Below are 15,288 nucleotides of genomic sequence, written 5' to 3'. Positions count from 1 at the left end.
CGTCCACAACGCCGCTGAAAGCCCAAACTGGCAAGCCGATGACCGCAAGATGGCGCGCGCGTCATATCGCGCATTTTTTGCGCTCCGCACGCGGCGAGCAGGGAACGATACCGGCGAGACACGCTCGTACGCGCATGGGCAGCGCAAACCGGCGAGCGCCGTAACGAACACTGACGACCCTCGTCACGCCTGCCCTGCTTTCATCGAGCGGTTCGCACGGATTCGACGCCGTGCGCATCGCCATGCTTGCGGGGGCAACATGGATTCTCGCCAGGGGCGTTCGATCGAAGTCGATTTTTTCCGCGGCATCGTGCTGATCGTGATCGTGCTCGATCACATTCCGGGCAGCGCGCTTTCGCATGTGATGCTGCACGCCTATGCGCTATGCGACTCTGCCGAAGTGTTCGTGTTTCTCGGCGGCTATGCGTCGGCCGCGGCCTATATGGCCGTGCTCGCGCGCCGCGGCGCGAGCGCCGCGCAAGGCCGGTTCCTGCGGCGCGGCTGGGAGATCTATCGCGCCTATCTGCTCACCGCCCTGCTCACGCTGCTCACGGGCGCGCTGCTCGCGCTCCTGCATCTGAATCCGTCCGCCGCCGACCTGAGCGGCTGGGCGCCGTTCGCCACGCATCCCGTGCGCGAAACGCTCCATATCCTGCTGCTCGCGCGCCAGCCCTATTTGTCCAGCGTGCTGCCGATGTATGTCATATTTGCGCTTTGCGTGCCCGCCGTGGTGCCTCTGGCCCGCCGTGCGCCGTTCGCGGCGCTGTGCGGCAGCCTCATGGTCTGGGCATTCGCGCCGTTGTTCGCTACGCTGCTGGGCACGCTGTTCGGCGCGAACGTCGTCGCGAACTGGCCGTTCGATCCGTTCGCGTGGCAATTGATGTTCGTGTTCGGCATGCTCTGCCGCCTGCACCCCGCGCCGCCCGGCTTCAAGGGCTCGGCAACGGCGCGCTGGCTCGTACGGTGCGCCTTCGCCGCGGCGGTGGCGTTCGCGGCGGTAAAGCTCCTCATCCTGACCCAACCCATGCCCGGGGAAATGAAACAGCATCTGGCGTTCGCGCGTGTCGTCAACTTCATCGTCATCGCGATGGTGGCCGCGTATTTCGTGCATCGCGGCACCATCGCGCGCCTCGCCGCGCGCCTGCCCTCCGTCGTGACCGTGGGCCGCACGGGGCTCGTCTGCTTCGTGGGCGGCACGCTGATCTCGGTGGCTGTCGACACCGCCACGCCGCGCGCGCTGCACGGCGCGGCCGCGTTTGCGGCGGCGCTGGCCGGCGACCTCGTCGCGATCGGCGCGACGCTCATGCTCGCCAAGGCCTGGCGCGGCACGCTCGGGCGCCAGAAGGCGCGCGCGGCCGTGAACGGGGCCGGTTGCGGATGAGCCGTGCGGGCGGCGGCGTACTCGCGACCTTCAAGGCGCCGGCGCTCGCCGCGCTCATTCTCGCCACCAGCGGCCACGCACTCGCCCAGCGCCCGGGCGCGCTGCCGCTGCATTGCACCGACCTCGCCGGCGCGCTGCTGCCGCCCGCGCGCATCGGCCTGCCGACCAACGGCGCGCTCGTGCAGAGCGCCGCGATGATCTCCGCCACCGCAAACGGCAATCTCAACGGCGACTATTGCCGCCTGACCGGCGTGATCCGCGCGCAGAGCGCGGGCACTCCGGACATCCGCTTCGAAGTGAACCTGCCGAGCCGCTGGAACGGCCGCGCGCTGCAATTCGGCGGCGGCGGCTACAGCGGCGTGGTCGTGACGGGCACCGGCCCGATGCCCTTTTCGCCCGACAACGCCCCGCTCAGGCGCGGCTACGCCACCTTCGGCGACGACTCCGGCCACAACGGCACGTCTTCCGAGGCGAACTTCGGCCTGCTCGAAGAAGCCGTGACGAACTTCGGCTACGCGCACCTGAAGAAAGCGCACGATGTCGCGCTCGCGCTCATTACGCTCGGCTACGGCCGCGCGCCGGAGCACATGTATTTCGCGGGCGGATCGACGGGCGGGCGCGAAGGGTACACGGTGATCCAGCGCTATCCCGACGACTACGACGGCGTAATCGCCAACGCGCCCGCACTCAACTTCTCCGGCGTGCGGCTGATCGGCGTGGTGGTCGGTCAGCACGAATACCGCACGCCCGGCGGCTATCTCTCGCCGCCACTGCTCGAACAGGTGTACGCGCGCGTGATGCAGGTGTGCGACACGCTGGACGGCGCCGCCGACGGCATCGTCAGCGACGTGGAGGCATGCCGCGCGCAAGAGCCGGAGATCATCGACTCGCTGCGCTGCACGGCGCAACCAGCGCCCGCAAGCGAGCCCGGCTGCCTCACGCCGCCACAGATCGCCACGCTCGAAAGCCTGCGCGACGGACTGCACCTGCCGTACCCGCTCGCCTGGAACGTGGACAGCTATCGCGGCTACAACGTGTTTCAGGGCACGCGCTTCACGAGCATGCTGGGGCTCGCGCATTCGCCGCAACGGCAGCCGCAACTGGGCTTCGTGTCCAACGGCTACCTGTACGCGCAGGGCGACGCCTACCTCAAGTACTTCGTCACGCACGATCCCACCTTCGATTCGACGAACTTCGACGCCGCGCGCCCCGGCCGCTATCGCGAGCGGCTCGTCGCGCTTTCGGCGACGATCGGCGCGATGAACCCCGACGTGTCGCGCTACCTGGCGCGCGGCGGCAAGCTCATCACCTTGCAGGGGCTGGCCGACGAAGTGATCAGCCCGAACCAGACGATCGCCTATTACCAGGGCCTGATCGGGCGCTATGGCGAGGAGCGCGTGGACAGTTTCATGCGCCTTTACATGGTGCCGGGCTACCAGCATGGCAACGGCGTGTTCATTCCCTCGGTGGACCTGCTCGGCGCGCTCGACGACTGGGTCACGCACGGCAACGCCCCCGAAACGCTGTTCACGACCGACATCGCGCCGGCCACCAACGGCCGCACGCGGCCGCTGTGCCGCTACCCCGCTTTCCCGCGCTATCTTGGCAAGGGCAACCTGAATAGCGCGACCAGTTTCACCTGCACGATGCCGTGACCGGCAACGCTGGTCCCGCGCGGCGACCACTGCGCGGATCATTTTGATAAAGTGCTTGCCCCAGAACCACTTATAAAATACATTGGTTTCTTTCGAACCAATCAGAAAGTCACTGGTTCGCCCTGCCTGGCCGGAGCCACCCGATACCCATGAAACCCACCCGAACGATTTCGACCGTGGAAGTCCACACCGGCGGCGAGGCATTTCGCATCGTCACGAGCGGCCTGCCGCGCCTGCCCGGCGACACCATCGTGCAACGCCGCGCGTGGCTCAAGGAGAACGCCGACGAGATTCGCCGCGCGCTGATGTTCGAACCGCGCGGGCACGCCGACATGTACGGCGGCTACCTCACCGAGCCGGTGTCGCCGAACGCCGACTTTGGCGTGATCTTTCTGCATAACGAAGGATATAGCGACCACTGCGGCCACGGCGTGATCGCGCTGTCCACGGCGGCGGTCGAGCTAGGCTGGGTCCAGCGGACGATACCCGAAACGCGCGTCGGCATCGACGCGCCTTGCGGCTTTATCGAGGCCTTCGTGAAGTGGGACGGCGAGCACGCGGGCACGGTGCGCTTCGTGAACGTGCCGTCGTTTCTCTGGAAGCGCGACGTGAGCGTTGAAACACCGAGCTTCGGCACGGTCACCGGCGATATCGCCTACGGCGGCGCTTTCTACTTCTACGTCGACGGCGCGCCGTTCGATCTGCCCGTGCGTGAGTCGGCGGTCGAAAAGCTCATTCGCTTCGGCGCGGAAGTGAAGGAAGCGGCGAACAAGGCATTCCCTGTTCAGCACCCCGAAATTCCCGAGATCAACCATATCTACGGAACGATCATCGCCAACGCACCGCGCCACGCGGGCTCGACCCAGGCCAACTGCTGCGTGTTCGCGGATCGCGAGGTCGATCGCTCGCCCACGGGATCGGGAACGGGCGGGCGTGTCGCGCAGCTTTATCAGCGCGGCGAACTGAAGGCCGGGGAAACGCTCGTGAACGAATCCATCGTCGGCACGGTGTTCAAAGGCCGCGTGCTGCGCGAAACCTTGGTAAAGGGCATGCCGGCGGTGATACCGGAGGTCGAAGGCGAAGCCTATATCTGCGGGTTCGCGCAGTGGGTGATCGACGAGCGCGATCCGCTGACTTACGGGTTTCTCGTGCGCTGACGCTTCACGCTGCGGCCTTGCCGCGCAGCGCGCCGCTCACACCGGCGCGATGTCTCGCTGCACGCGGTGAATATGCTGCTCCACGTAAAACGCGGCTGCGTCCGCGTCGCCCGTGACGATGGCTTCGTAAATCAGGCGGTGCTCGGCGACATACAGCCGGATGCGCGCGGGATCGTAAATGCCGTCGTCCTTGAGGCGCTTCCACAGCGACTGGTCCATCGTGTCGGCGATTTCCTGCGCGAGTTTCACGAGCAGCGCGTCGCCCGTCATCACCGCCAGTTGCCGATGAAACAGCCGGTCGCTGTTGTTCCAGAGCGCGCGCTGCTCGGCGTCGGCGATATCGGTGAGCGTTTCCATTTGCGCGAGATAGTACTCGGCGAGCGGATCGCGTTGCTTGTGCGCGGCCGCCCGGCGCGCGATGGCGGGCTCCAGGATGAGCCGCACGTCCAGCGTGGCCGAGGGGCTGTAGTCGGCCTCGGCGCCATCGTTCGCTGCATCTTCGGGAGCCGTGGCGCGCGCGAGCACGTCGGGCGCGTTCCCGGACACATACGTGCCCGAGTTTCTGCGCGTGACGACAAGGCCCTCGTTCTGGAGCGCGCCAATCGCCTCGCGCACCGCCGGACGCCCGACGCCGAACAGCGCCGCCAGTTCGCGCTCGGATGGCAGGCGCGACTCGGGCAGATATCGGCCTGCACGAATCTCCGCACGGATCTTTTCGGAAACCTGCTCGTAGATCTGAAGCGGACGGAAGGTCGCGGAGAAGTCGTTGCGTGCGGAAGCCATGGCAGAACGTTGGAAATGTTGGTCGGCAATATACCACTTCGATGAAGGCCCCAAACCGCGCGCGGCTGGGGGCGGCATGCCATCATCCCATGGATCTTTTATAGACCACAATACGGACATCGGTTTATTTTCTGGGTTGAATTCCCGCCACGCGTGGTTTAAATTCAATCCACTTACACGACTCCCGACGCCAACATGTCCTCGCTCCCCCTCAACGCCTTCGACGCAGCGGCCACGGCCGCGCTGCTGGACTACCCAACGCTCGTGCAATCGCTGCGCGACACGATCGTGGACTACGCCGAGGGGAAAATCGTCAGCCCCGAGCGCCTTGTCGTGCCCTTGCAGGAAGGCGGCGTCATGCTCTCGATGCCGGCCACGGCCGCCGACATCGCCATCCACAAGCTCGTCAATGTGTGCCCCGGCAACGGCAAACGCCAGCTTCCGACCATCCACGGCCAGGTCGTCGCCTACGACTCGATCACGGGCGAAATGCTGTTCTCGCTCGACGGCCCGACGGTCACGGGACGCCGCACCGCCGCCGTGAGCGCGCTGGGCATCCTGTGCCTGCACGCGCAGGCACCGCAAGCCATCCTGATCATCGGCACCGGCAAACAGGCCGCCAATCACGTCGAAGCGTTCGCGACGCTGTTTCCGCAGGCCCGCCTGCTCGTCGCGGGAAAGACGACGGAAAGCACGCAACGCTTCGTCGATGCGCACGCCGAAGCCGCGCCGAATCTGCGCGCGCTCGAAGGCGACGTGCCCGATCTCGTGGATGTGGTCGTGACGGCCACGACGAGCAAGTCGCCGGTCTACACCCTGCCCGCGCGCGCCGGCCGCCTTGTCGTGGGCGTGGGCGCGTTCACGCCCGATGCGGCGGAAGTGGGCAAGGCAACAGTCGACGGCAGCTTCGTGGTGGTCGACGATCCACTCGGCGCGCGGCACGAAGCGGGCGACATCATTCAGGCCGGCTACGACTGGAGCCAGGTGCATGCGCTGGCGCAAGCGCTCGATAGCAAGCTCGCGCCCACCGCCCCGGTGTTCTTCAAGAGCGTTGGCTGCGCGGCCTGGGACCTCGCGGCGTGCCGCGCCGCGCGCGTGCGGATCGGCGCCTAGGCGCGCAGGCGCAGCGCCAACGCCCGCGCTTACTGCGTCTCGCGCGTGAGGAGCTTGCGCACCCACTCGCGCAGCACGTCCACCTCGATCGGCTTGTGCAGCAAGGGGATGCCGTGCGCGGCGGCATCCACGAGCCGGTTCGGGTCGGTGTCGCCGCTCACGAGCAACGCGGGCAGGTCAGGATCGTTGTACTCGTCGCGCAGGGCCTCGATCAGATGCACGCCCGTTTCGTGGTCGCGCAGCCGGTAGTCGCTCACGATCAGCGCGGGCTTCTCGGGCAGCCCGACCACGCGTTCGAGCAGCACCGCCCGGCTCGCGCCGCTCACCACGCGATAGCCCCAGTTTTCCAGCAGCAGGCGCATGCCCGTTTCGTTCTGCGCATCGTCGTCGACGACCACGATCAGGCTGCCTTGCGTCGCATCGAGCACCGGCCGCGGCGGCAACTCGCGAGGCGGCGCGTCTTGCGCCGCGCCCGCGCGCACCGCGTTCGGGTCGCCGCGCGCCACGCTCAAGGCGAAGACCGTGCCCTTGCCTTCGATCGACTGCAAGCGCAGCGTATGCCCGAGCAGCGTCACCGTTCGCCGCACGATCGACAGGCCAAGACCGAGGCCCTTGCTGCGGTCGCGCTCGGGGTTGCGCAATTGATGGAACTCCCAGAACACGCGCTCCTGCTCGGCAAGCGGAATGCCGGGCCCCGTGTCCCACACCTCGATGCGCACCTGCTCGCCGCGCATGCGGCAGCCCACCAGCACGCGCCCCCGTTCGGTATGGACGATCGCATTGCTCACGAGATTGCGTAAGGTCCGCTCAAGCAGCACGGGATCGGAATGCAGCCACGCGCCGCTTGGGCGAATGCGCAGGTCCAGCCCCTTGTGCTGCGCCTGTGGCTCGTACTCGGCGCGTAGCTGGTCCAGCACCCTGGCGAGCGCGAACGGTTGCGCACGCGGTTGCACGACGCCCGCTTCGAGCCGCGAAAGATTCAGCAGCGCGTCGAACAACTGGCCCATGGAAGTCGTTGCGCGCGCAATGTTATCGACGAGATAGCGGCCCCGTTCGGTCAGCGGCTCGTCGGCGAGCAAGCCGAGAAAGAGGCTCACTGCATGCACCGGCTGGCGCAGATCGTGGCTCGCGGCGGCCAGAAAGCGCGACTTCTCGCGGTCGCTGCGCTCCGCCGCTTCCTTTTCGAGCCGCACCTGCTCCAGCAGCGAGAGATTTTCATAGCCGAGACGCAACGCGTCGACGTGCGTGCGGTGCATGCGGTGAATGAAGGCGAGCGTCGCGACGAGATAGGAGCCGCCTGCCGCGAGCATCGCGAGGTGGATGGCGGACGGCTTCAGCGCGAAGGCGATGAAGACGGGCGCGAACGCGGGCACCTCGAACGCGTAAGCGGCCTCCAGTTTCATGTAGTTCGAATAGATCGCACCCGTGCCAAGCCCAAGCAGGATCACCACGAAAAACAACTGGAATTCGAGCGGCACGACAAACGACCACCAGGCGAACGGAAAGCCCCATAGCGCGCCCGAAAGCAGGTTGCCGACGATCGTGCGGCGCAGCCAGCGCGCGGCGGCGCCGGGCTGCTCGCGCGTATGGTCGAACCAGAGCATGGCGGCAAGGCGCCATGCGGCCACGGCGAGCGTCGCGCCAATCCAGACCCCCACTTGCAGCAGGGCCACCGCACCGCTCATCACATAGGCGCTCACGCACGCGGAAACGACGGAGCCCGCCAGCGCAAACGGAAAACTGCGCCGCAACGCGGCCACCTGGATTGCGCGCACGCGCTCGGTCGGCACGCCGCCGGTTTCGGCGGCGGCGCGGTAACGGGAACCGGCGGGCACGGGCGCGTCGCCGGGCCGTTGGGCGTCCTCCATCATGGTTGTTCCTGTCCGGGAAAAGAGGCGCTGCCGCGAACCGAAGGCCATCCGGCGGCGCTGTACGACGTCTGTAAGGTTTCTTACGCAACCTTATAGCACATCGGCGTCGCCTGGTTGCGCGCGCAACGAGGCAACCGTCGTGAAGCGCGGCGCTCAGGGATTGGCTACGCGGCGCGCGGCGTACGACTATCCGACGACGGGCGGGCGGCGTTCGATGGCTTCGACCTGCCTGATTAATCCTTCTACGTTGGCGATGGACGTTTCGAGGGTCGGCAGGAACGTGTACTGCCCCGGATTCACCTTGTTGCAAACGGCCCGATAGCGCCCCGCGATCGTCACGGCCTCCGATGCGTTCTGGCATACCGCCCGGCATAGCTGCGCCGCGACGGCGCTCCCCGGCTTCGCGTTGATCTCCCGAATGAACGTCTTCAGTTTCAGCACGCGATTTTCAAGGCCCGACTGCGCGAGGCGTGTGAGGGCAATGACGGCCAGCTTGAACTCATGGTCGCTCAACTTCGTGACGTCGGCCGGGCTTGTGACGTGCATCAGCCTGAAGGCCGCAAGTACCTCGTTACGGATCGCGGCGCTGTCCCGCGCGTCGAGGTTGCGAAGACGGGCAATCTCGCCGTGCTTTTGCTCGTACTGCGCAGGGTTCGCGAGTTTGCCGGCGAATTTCAAGGCGGCGGCGCCCACCGAACCGAATTTGAGCGCGCGGGCTTCCACGTCGCCCACGAACTGCTTCGGTTGAACGCCGCGGATTTCCGCGAAGTCCTGCACGATGCTCGTCGCGGCCTCATGCGTTGCGCCGCTGTTGCGCGCAACCATGTACTTGCTGCGAATGCGCAGTGCGTCCAGATCGAACAGGCCGTTACGGATGGCGTTGTCCACGCCGCCGAACTGCGCGAGCCGCTCGCGGAACTCCATCTTGAGTTCCTCGAATCCATAGCGCGATTTGAGCATGGAGTCCACACACATCGCGACTCCCTCTTGCACCCGCTTGTCGATGCTCCCCCAGTCGGCGAATGCGTCCAGCCCCTGCGCGATCTCACGGGTAGCGTGCTTGCCGATGGCGTTCTTGAGGTTCGCGGCAAACGAGAACTTTGTGCCCATTACCCTTTTGGGACTGCTCATCAGGTCATACTCGTCCTTCTTCAAACCCGGAGTCGGCGCGAAATCGTTCTGGATGATGTCCAAAGCCCATTCCCTGCGTGCCGTCAAATTCGCGGGTGCCAGGTAGGTGCGCGGCTTGTAGGCCTGATTGGTCTCAAGCGAAGGCAGAACGGTGTCGTTGTCGATGGCGCTGATCGCGATCTGTCCCGTTGCGCTCCGCGAAATGAACGCGTTGCCGCCGTTCACGGTTTCGAAACGGTCGGCGTTGCCGAGCAGCGTATCGACCGCGAGGATCTTTCCCATGAGCCGAAGGAAATCGTCGTTCGTCAGGCATTCGCGCAGGAACTCGATCTTGTCTGGCGGCTCGCGTTTGTCCGTGAGTTCGGACATCGACGCGCCTTGCGCCGCCTGCATCACGATCAGGTAGTCCGCATTCACGTAGCTGTTGCGTCGAACCGTCAGGGTCGCAGCATCATTCGGATTCCTTTTCAGTTGCCGGTCGAAGTGGTAGGCGAGTATCTCGCCGATCTCCCGGAACTCGTCGCTGTCCCGCAGGATCACGCGGCTTTCGGGCGTTTGCGCCTGCCCAAAGCGCGCGAGCAGACGTTCGGCGAACAGCACGCGAGCGGGACTGCCCGTGCAGCCCTTGATGAACCGCATCGTGCCATCGCGAAGACGAAAGCGCGCGGTGCCGCCCTTGCCCCCGTCCTCGGGGATGTGGAGTTCCTGGTAAAAGCGCCAGCCCGTGAAAGCGTCGGCGGACGCGGTGTTGTTCTGGCGATGGGCCGAGGTGAACATGTTTTGTCTCCTGCTGGAAGGATGCGGCAGCGCTCGGTTATTGCCGTTCGAGCAACGCGATATAGCGCGTGAAGTCGCCTTCTTCGCGAATGATTTCGCGCATGAGTTCAGCGAGCGACATGTGCCCCCACGACACCGCGCGCCGGAGCAGATAAGGCGTGGGGCTATGCGGCTCGTGCTGCGCGAGGTAGTCGGCGACGGCCTGAAGTTGCTGGTACGCCTGCTCGCGGTTTGCGATTTCACCGGCAGCGCTGGTGGCGCTGGTGGCGCAGGTGGCGTGTACGCTCTGCGCCTGCGCGCGTATGTGCACGGGTGAAGGTTCGGCCGCTTCCGGGAGGGACAACACGCCGCCGCTCGCTTCCTCGCGCGCGACCACCCGTTCGCCGAGCAGGCCCGGCGCCACCCGCTCAAGCTGCAACAACGCATGCGCCACGCGAGCGAGCGAAGGCGCGTCATACCCCAGCCGCTCGTCGAGCGCGCACGTGAAGTCGCGCCATGCGTCGATCGCCTGCTGCGCCTGCCGATGCATGACGGTGAGCGTCGCGGCATTGCCGCCGCGCGACGCATGGCGGGCGAGCACAGCGCGGGTTAGCGGACCGCCCATCGCACCGTCCATCTCGTCGTCCGCATAGACGGTCGTCGTCGCGCGCTGCCATTCGTCGAGGCTCACGGCGGGCGGATCGCGCTCTTCGATATGCAGCAGCGGCACGTGCAGCGTGAGCAGCAGCGCGAACGCGTCGTTCATCCACGCGAACGGCGCGATACGCGCGTCGATGTCGCCCGCTTCGATCTGCGGCCACGCCGTGTCCCAGTAACGCTCGACAAGCGCGATCAGGAGCCGCGTGCCCGCCACGAAACCCGCAAGCCCGTGAAGACGCGTCCACGCCTCGCACAGCCACGCCGCCAGTTGAAAGTCCTTGCTGCGCGCGGCGAGCGCTTCGCCGCACAGCGCCGCCACCGTCTGCCAGTCCGCCTTCGCGAGCGGACGCTCCCACTCGCCCATCGGCAGCGTCGTGTCGTCTTCGTGGCGAGCCTCGCGTATGCGCTGATAAACGGGCGTGTAGCGCAGCGCCACGCCCGCGCCGCCGCCGCTTTCTTGCGGCAGCGGCGCGAGCAAGGCCTCGAATTGGGCGGCGAAATCGGGCGCCGTTTCGATCGGATAAGGCTGGTTCATAGCACGGTCCATTCCGGCGCGCGCGCCGGGAAGCCGCCGGGCCACGGCAACGGCGTTTTCTTGCCGGCCGGCATGAGGGTGATGCGCAGATACACGCGTCCGCGCGCGTCCTTCGGCAATGCCGCGAGGTCGGCCGGATTCGCCACGCCCAGCGGGAAATCGAAGCGCAGCAGTTGCGCCGCGCCCGCGCCGCGCGCGCTCGCATCGGGCACGCGCTGGCGCGCGATGAACGTGATCAGCGCCCACGGGTCGTTGAACTGCCAGGTGAGCGTGCGGCCGTCCGTCGTGTACGGGCGCTGCTGCGCATCGGCCACGGCGGTCAGTGGGGAGTCCTTCGCAAAGCGCAATACGAGCGTGACGGGTGAGCCGTAGTCCCAGTGCAAGGCATGCGAACCTTCGGCCGTCGATACGCTTTGCGCGCCGCTCGCCAGCGTCCAGTCGATCAACTGGTTCGCAGCCACTTCCCCGCCCCGGTTCGCGCGAAACTCAACGTTCACGTCGTAACCGGCGCTCGCGCCGTCGTCGGCGGGATACAGCGGCGCGAGCAGCGCTTTCACCTGATCGAAGTCGTCGACGAACTGGCGCACGTTGGCCGTGGTCGCCAGCTTGCGGCCGTTCGCGCCCGCGTCGCGCAGCAGCACCGAGATCGGCTCGTAACGGCGCAGCACCTGGCCCAGTTCGCCATAGTCGGCCATGCCGGGGTCCGCGCGGTTCGCCACGTTCATCATGCTCGCGCTCGTGCCCGCGAAGGGCGCGCGCCCCGCCACGCTCTGGTTGAACGCCGTTGCAAAGCCGCCCCATTGCTGGCGCAGTTCCAGCGCATAGCCCTGCGTGCAGCGCGCGAGCAGGCTCGTGTAAAGCCGCGCGTGCAGCGCGGCGAAATAGTCGTCGCCCGCATTGCCCGAGGCACGGCCGCCGAACTTCGCCATGCAACCGCCCGCGCCGTTCTCAGCCGACACGGCCTGCACGAACTGCTCCAGCATCAGCAGGCTGCTGTTCGGGTTCTTCAGGCGATAGCGGTCGAGGTCGCGGTCGATGGCCTGCCAGCGCTGCGCGAGCGGCGTGGCGGCGTCGGCGGGCGTGAGCGCGGCGAGGTAGCGCTGCGCCTGCTGGCCTAGCGCCTGCGCGCGCGCCGCCTGCTGCTCCAGATACGGTCCCACCGCACCGCCGTCCGGCACGCCGAGCGCCGCGAGCACGGGCGAAGCGGTGCGCGGCGCTTCCCACCCGCCGCTCGCGCGCGTCGCGTAGAGTTCGGAGCGCGTGAGCGCCTGATCGACGAGTTGCAGGTGCGCCATCGCGTCCTGCGAAACGAGCGTGTCGAGATCCTCGGCCTGCGCGTTCGCGCCCATCTCCGCGAGCAACGCCTTGATGCGCACGAGGCGCGGTCGCACGGCGTCGAACGCGGCGCTGTCCGCCTCGCCCATCACGGGCGTGACGACCGCCGCCGCCGCGGTCTGGTCGCTCACGAGCCGCGCGAACTGGAGGTCGAGCGCGCGGCCGATGGCGGGCTTCACGGCTTCGGGCACCTTGGCGAGTCCTTCGTCGAGAAAGCGCTTGCGCACGTCGCCGAGCGCGAGCGCCTGGTCGAGCTGCGCGCGGTCCCAGACGAGCGTGGAACCCGCGGGCACGGACGGCATGGCGAGGCCGCGCGGCGCGACCATGAAGGGCTGGTTCAGCAGTGCCGCGAGACTGTCGCGCAAGGCGAGGCGCGCGGGCGCGAGCGTATAGCGCACGTCCTTGTCGCTCCAGACCACGCCGCTGTCCACGCCGCCGAAGCGCAGCGCGAGATCGCTTCGGAGTCCCTGGAACGCCGCCGCGTCGCGCGTGCGGATGTCGGCCGCCGCGTCGGGGCCGAGCAGGCGATTCTGGGCCACGCGCGCGAGCGTGCGCTCGTACACGGGGCCGGGCGTGAACGTGGCTTGGCGCATCCAGTTGCCCTTGCCGGAGGCGAGCAGGTCCTGCTGCGCGTCGATGCCCTCGACGATCGCGCGGGCGTGCGCGCCCAACTGCGTGAAATTGCCCATCGCGGCGTCCGCGCCCGAGAGCCCGCCCAGGTTGGACGTCACCGTGCGCTCGGCCGCGAGCAGCGGATTGTTCGTGAAGAGGCGCGTGTCCAGTTGCGCCGCGCCCTTGCCGAGCGTGCAGCGCAGCGCCTGCTGGAGCGGCGGCAGCGCGAGCGCCGCCGATGTGTCGCCGCGATACGGCGCACGGCCGCCGGCATCGCGGTAGAAGTACGGCAGCGTGCCCGCCAGGTCGCCTTGCAACTCCGCGCCAAGCGCATAGCGCACGACGGTGCGCAGCGCCTCGGCATTGCCGGGGGCGGGCCGCCGCAGGCTTTGCAGGGCCGCGAGCGCCGTATCGAACTGATCGACCGCGCCCACGTATTGCTGGAGCGTGCGCATCTCGGGCAGATCGTCGATGGAAAGGCCGCCCGCACCGGGCACCCGCGCATCCGCACGCGTACCCGGCGGCGCGCAGTCGTCGCCGATGATCAGTTGACCCGTGCTCGGGTCGAGCGCGACGCCCGTCAACTGGCTCACGCGCGCGAACATCTCACGCTGTAGCGCGCTCACTGCGATCTCGCCGAACTCGCGCTCGAAGCGCTCGCGCACGCGCGCGTCGAGCGCGTCGACCACGCGCCACGAGCCGGGCATGAACACCGTCGCGCCGGGCTGGGCGCGCAACTGCTGGTTCAGCCCGATCAGCGCGAGCGCCTTCGCGCGGTACCAGTCGGCGGGCAAGTCGAGCCCGCGCTGGGCCGCCGCCGCGCGCTCGGCGGCGTCGCTGCGCAATTGCCCGAGCGCCGCGACGAGTTCGCCGTTGCGCTGGCCCAGTTGCACCGTCGCCACGACGAGGCCCACGCCCCATACGCCGAGCACGGCGATGCCGCCCCAGCGCACGGCCCGGTTCAGCACGGGCCGTGCGAGGTGCTGCGTGCGCGAGGGCCGCGTGAGGCCGTATTCGAGGAAGATCTTGCGGTCGAACAGATCGCGCAGGAACGCGGGCTGCAACATCAACGCGTCGAGCGGGCCGCCCGGTTCATGGCGGTCCGTGCGGTCCGTGCGGTCCGTGCGGTCCGTGCGTTCGTCCGCGTCGCGCTGCGCCGTCTCGCCCGTGGCGAACTCGGCCGCGAAGCCGGCTGCCATCAGCGCCTCGGGCTCGACCCACGGCAAAGCCGCCGCTTCGCGCGCCTGCGCTGCGGCCTCGGGTGCGCGCTGCGCGAACTCGCTGCTGTCGCCGGTCAGGTAGATGCCGCGAAAGAAGAACGGCTCGTGATAGGCGCTCGGCCGCAGCAGTTCGTCCACGTAGAGCTGGAGTTGCGCCTGCATGGCGCCGATGCGCGAAGGCAGCAGCAGGCATTCGCGCGCATCCAGATGGCCGGTGTCGAGCGCGAACAGCTCCGCGCCCGTGTCGGACACCGCGCGCTCGATGCTGCTCATCGCCGCCCCCACCCAGTCCGACTGATAGGTGGTCGAGAGATCGTACGGCGAGGACCAGCCGAGCATGCTCGCGCGCAGCGGCTCGGGCAACGCGCGCGCGAAGGCCGCGAAACCCGTGAGCGCCTCGCAGCCCGTCACCACCACGTAGACGGCAAAGCGCATGGCAAAGCGGTTTTGCGCGAGCCAGAGGCGGCGGTGCGCAAGCTTCGCTCGGCGCACGAGTTCGAGGCGCGCGTCGGCGTCTTGCGCGAGCAGCATCGCCGCGGGCACGGTGATCACCACCGAGTCGAACGGCCGTTGCTCGCGATAGCTGCGGCACAGGCCAAGAAACTCGTCCCAGGGCTTTTCGTCGCCGTCTTCGTCGGGCGAGCCCAGATACACGGCCTGAATGTCGATCACCACGCCGCGATCGAAGAAGTGCCACGAAATGCCCTGCGTGGCCGCCGTGCTCGCGGCCTCCGCGCTCAGCGCGCTCGACACGCCCGCCTGAGCGATGGGCAGCGTGCGCGCGTCGTCGCCTTCGTTGAGCACCATGACCCACGGAATGTTGTAGCGCTCCGCGCGCGAGGCGATGTTCACCTCGATCAGTTCCACCGCCTGGTGAAACGTGCTGCGCAGCGAGTCCGCGCGCAGCCGCACGACCTTGCGATCGGCGGCGGGCTTTGGCTGCCCGTGGCGCATGGCGAAATACAGCACGGCGCCGAGTACCGCGCAGACCACGAGCGTGAGCGCGGCAATGGAGAGCAGGAAGAGATTGCTGGTCAGCATCGCACCCTCCGCCCGCCCATTACAAAGGATGCCTGATG

9 protein-coding genes are annotated in these 15,288 nt (G+C 67.7%); 4 read left to right on the top strand and 5 right to left on the bottom strand.

All coding sequences use genetic code 11. From position 1 onward, the window contains the following. Positions 1-259: 259 nt before the first annotated feature. The 3 genes from opgC to lhpH all read left to right on the top strand — a co-directional run bounded on the left by opgC (position 260) and on the right by lhpH (position 4,193). Entirely contained in the window at positions 260-1,381 is a 1,122-nt protein-coding gene (gene opgC / locus C7402_RS11630; RefSeq protein WP_112170327.1) for an OpgC domain-containing protein, read from the top strand. Further along, positions 1,378-3,036, top strand: a complete 1,659-nt coding sequence (locus C7402_RS11625) for a tannase/feruloyl esterase family alpha/beta hydrolase (protein ID WP_116610737.1) — start codon at positions 1,378-1,380, stop codon at positions 3,034-3,036. Before opgC ends, C7402_RS11625 begins: the two co-directional genes overlap by 4 nt. 149 nt (positions 3,037-3,185) lie before the next feature. Continuing rightward, a complete protein-coding gene (gene lhpH, locus C7402_RS11620) occupies positions 3,186-4,193 on the top strand; it encodes a trans-3-hydroxy-L-proline dehydratase (RefSeq protein WP_116610736.1) in 1,008 nt (335 codons plus the stop codon). Positions 4,194-4,229: 36 nt separating this feature from the next. Here lhpH and C7402_RS11615 read toward each other — a convergent pair whose 3' ends face one another. Further along, positions 4,230-4,976: a FadR/GntR family transcriptional regulator gene (locus tag C7402_RS11615; protein ID WP_116610735.1), complete on the bottom strand. Its 747-nt coding sequence runs from the start codon at positions 4,974-4,976 to the stop codon at positions 4,230-4,232. Positions 4,977-5,171: 195 nt separating this feature from the next. Between C7402_RS11615 and lhpI the strand changes: the two genes are divergently transcribed. Next, the gene (gene lhpI, locus C7402_RS11610; RefSeq protein WP_116610734.1) at positions 5,172-6,089 is read left to right on the top strand and encodes a bifunctional Delta(1)-pyrroline-2-carboxylate/Delta(1)-piperideine-2-carboxylate reductase; all 918 of its coding nucleotides are present in this window, start codon (positions 5,172-5,174) and stop codon (positions 6,087-6,089) included. A 29-nt stretch (positions 6,090-6,118) separates the two neighbouring features. Here the strand turns inward: lhpI and C7402_RS11605 are convergent, their stop codons facing one another. The 4 genes from C7402_RS11605 to C7402_RS11590 form a co-directional block, all read right to left on the bottom strand. Beyond that, on the bottom strand, positions 6,119-7,960 hold the full coding sequence (locus C7402_RS11605; protein WP_244314817.1) for an ATP-binding response regulator: 1,842 nt from the start codon (positions 7,958-7,960) through the stop codon (positions 6,119-6,121). Between the two features lie 186 nt (positions 7,961-8,146). Next, entirely contained in the window at positions 8,147-9,868 is a 1,722-nt protein-coding gene (locus C7402_RS11600) for a protein kinase family protein (protein ID WP_116610733.1), read from the bottom strand. A 37-nt stretch (positions 9,869-9,905) separates the two neighbouring features. Further along, positions 9,906-11,042, bottom strand: a complete 1,137-nt coding sequence (tssA, locus tag C7402_RS11595; protein WP_116610732.1) for a type VI secretion system protein TssA — start codon at positions 11,040-11,042, stop codon at positions 9,906-9,908. Beyond that, a complete protein-coding gene (locus C7402_RS11590) occupies positions 11,039-15,250 on the bottom strand; it encodes a type VI secretion system protein (protein WP_116610731.1) in 4,212 nt (1,403 codons plus the stop codon). The genes tssA and C7402_RS11590 overlap by 4 nt, the downstream gene beginning before the upstream one ends. Between the last annotated feature and the right edge of the window lie 38 nt (positions 15,251-15,288).

It is taken from the genome of Paraburkholderia unamae (assembly GCF_003096875.1).
In the GTDB taxonomy this organism is placed as follows: domain Bacteria; phylum Pseudomonadota; class Gammaproteobacteria; order Burkholderiales; family Burkholderiaceae; genus Paraburkholderia; species Paraburkholderia unamae.
The sequence above is the reverse complement of the archived record's forward strand: the minus strand, read 5'-3'. Positions and strand labels throughout refer to the sequence as shown.

Bases quoted from the DNA above. Each gene is read 5' to 3' on its own strand.
- opgC (WP_112170327.1), top strand. From the start codon at position 260: ATGGATTCTCGCCAGGGGCGTTCGATCGAAGTCGATTTTTTCCGCGGC.
- C7402_RS11625 (WP_116610737.1), top strand. From the start codon at position 1,378: ATGAGCCGTGCGGGCGGCGGCGTACTCGCGACCTTCAAGGCGCCGGCG.
- lhpH (WP_116610736.1), top strand. From the start codon at position 3,186: ATGAAACCCACCCGAACGATTTCGACCGTGGAAGTCCACACCGGCGGC.
- C7402_RS11615 (WP_116610735.1), bottom strand. From the start codon at position 4,976: ATGGCTTCCGCACGCAACGACTTCTCCGCGACCTTCCGTCCGCTTCAG.
- lhpI (WP_116610734.1), top strand. From the start codon at position 5,172: ATGTCCTCGCTCCCCCTCAACGCCTTCGACGCAGCGGCCACGGCCGCG.
- C7402_RS11605 (WP_244314817.1), bottom strand. From the start codon at position 7,960: ATGATGGAGGACGCCCAACGGCCCGGCGACGCGCCCGTGCCCGCCGGT.
- C7402_RS11600 (WP_116610733.1), bottom strand. From the start codon at position 9,868: ATGTTCACCTCGGCCCATCGCCAGAACAACACCGCGTCCGCCGACGCT.
- tssA (WP_116610732.1), bottom strand. From the start codon at position 11,042: ATGAACCAGCCTTATCCGATCGAAACGGCGCCCGATTTCGCCGCCCAA.
- C7402_RS11590 (WP_116610731.1), bottom strand. From the start codon at position 15,250: ATGCTGACCAGCAATCTCTTCCTGCTCTCCATTGCCGCGCTCACGCTC.